Origin of the sequence: Streptomyces sp. NPDC060184, from assembly GCF_042728795.1 — a bacterium.
Classification (GTDB): Bacteria; Actinomycetota; Actinomycetes; order Streptomycetales; family Streptomycetaceae; genus Streptomyces.
In genome coordinates, this window is record NZ_JBHWYX010000102.1 from 1 (window position 1) to 1,416 (window position 1,416).

Sequence of the window (1,416 nt, forward strand, 5' to 3'; positions counted from 1 at the left end):
CTGAGACCTGATGCCGAGCCGATTGTGGCGAAGTGGATGATCCTATGCTGTCGAGAAAAGCCTCTAGCGAGTTTCATGGCGGCCCGTACCCTAAACCGACTCAGGTGGTCAGGTAGAGAATACCGAGGCGTTCGGGTGAACTATGGTTAAGGAACTCGGCAAAATGCCCCCGTAACTTCGGGAGAAGGGGGGCCATCACTGGTGATCCGATTTACTCGGTGAGCTGGGGGTGGCCGCAGAGACCAGCGAGAAGCGACTGTTTACTAAAAACACAGGTCCGTGCGAAGCCGTAAGGCGATGTATACGGACTGACGCCTGCCCGGTGCTGGAACGTTAAGGGGACCGGTTAGCTGACTTTCGGGTCGGCGAAGCTGAGAACTTAAGCGCCAGTAAACGGCGGTGGTAACTATAACCATCCTAAGGTAGCGAAATTCCTTGTCGGGTAAGTTCCGACCTGCACGAATGGCGTAACGACTTCTCGACTGTCTCAACCATAGGCCCGGTGAAATTGCATTACGAGTAAAGATGCTCGTTTCGCGCAGCAGGACGGAAAGACCCCGGGACCTTTACTACAGTTTGATATTGGTGTTCGGTTCGGCTTGTGTAGGATAGGTGGGAGACTTTGAAGCGGCCACGCCAGTGGTTGTGGAGTCGCCGTTGAAATACCACTCTGGTCGTGCTGGATGTCTAACCTCGGTCCGTGATCCGGATCAGGGACAGTGTCTGATGGGTAGTTTAACTGGGGCGGTTGCCTCCTAAAGAGTAACGGAGGCGCCCAAAGGTTCCCTCAGCCTGGTTGGCAATCAGGTGTTGAGTGTAAGTGCACAAGGGAGCTTGACTGTGAGACCGACGGGTCGAGCAGGGACGAAAGTCGGGACTAGTGATCCGGCAGTGGCTTGTGGAAGCGCTGTCGCTCAACGGATAAAAGGTACCCCGGGGATAACAGGCTGATCTTCCCCAAGAGTCCATATCGACGGGATGGTTTGGCACCTCGATGTCGGCTCGTCGCATCCTGGGGCTGGAGTCGGTCCCAAGGGTTGGGCTGTTCGCCCATTAAAGCGGTACGCGAGCTGGGTTTAGAACGTCGTGAGACAGTTCGGTCCCTATCCGCTGTGCGCGTAGGAATATTGAGAAGGGCTGTCCCTAGTACGAGAGGACCGGGACGGACGAACCTCTGGTGTGCCAGTTGTCCTGCCAAGGGCATGGCTGGTTGGCTACGTTCGGAAAGGATAACCGCTGAAAGCATCTAAGCGGGAAGCCTGCTTCAAGATGAGTATTCCCACCCCCTTTGAGGGGTTAAGGCTCCCAGTAGACGACTGGGTTGATAGGCCAGATGTGGAAGCCCGGTAACGGGTGGAGCTGACTGGTACTAATAGGCCGAGGGCTTGTCCTCAGTTGCTCGCGTCCACTGTGTTG

Annotated in this window: 1 rRNA gene; it reads left to right on the forward strand. The window is 55.9% G+C overall.

The annotated features are described in order from the left end of the window. Positions 1–1,393 (forward strand): 23S ribosomal RNA (locus ACFWEE_RS32625); the annotation flags it as partial. Positions 1,394–1,416: the final 23 nt, after the last annotated feature.